This is a genomic window from Bartonella sp. AA2SXKL (assembly GCF_042197205.1).
GTDB lineage: Bacteria > Pseudomonadota > Alphaproteobacteria > Rhizobiales > Rhizobiaceae > Bartonella.
Genome location: NZ_JBHIRN010000206.1, coordinates 1 through 641, shown reverse-complemented (window position 1 = coordinate 641; position 641 = coordinate 1). Strand labels below are relative to the sequence as shown.

The window sequence follows — 641 nt, the reverse complement described above, 5'->3', positions numbered from 1 at the left end:
TGTAAACAACATGAATTTATAGAAGGAGTGTCGTTAATGAAAAAGATTACCAAGTTAGCAGTATTATCAGCAATATCGACTGCAACCATTTGGGTGCCACTAGGCACAACGCTTGCGGATACAAAATTAACTTATAGTGAAGAGATTACGAAAAAAATAGAAGATATGAAAAAGGAAATGAAGACCAATTTTCCTTCTCATAATTTTAGTGCCCATTCTGTTCTTGAGAAGCATCACCCTTATTATCCTTCTAGTAATCACCATCATCATCATGTTGACCATAAAAGGAGAGAACAGAGTCATCACCATACAGAACACAAAACACATCGCCATGTCTATGAACATCATGTGACTACTCGTAATAACTCAGGAGATGCTTTAGCTTCAGGTATTATTGGTCTTGCTGCAGGTACAATTCTTGGCAATGTTCTAAAGAAACCAGAACAACCAAAGATTATCTATCAAACTGTACCTCAAAGTCGAGTAATATACCAAGAAATTCCACAAGTGGTTTATCAACAAATTCCACAAAATCAGGTGATTTATGAAGTTCAGCCAACAGGAACATATCAACCAATTCAGCAACCATGGACAACTGATTGGCTTCAATATTGCAAGAAAAAATACCGTTCAGTTAATCC

The 641-nt window shown here is 36.2% G+C and carries 1 protein-coding gene; it reads left to right on the top strand.

The genetic code is table 11. From position 1 onward, the window contains the following. Positions 1–36: 36 nt before the first annotated feature. Positions 37–641, top strand: a 605-nt coding sequence (locus tag ACFINS_RS10720; RefSeq protein WP_375706264.1) for a BA14K family protein, incomplete at its 3' end; no start/stop codon positions are given.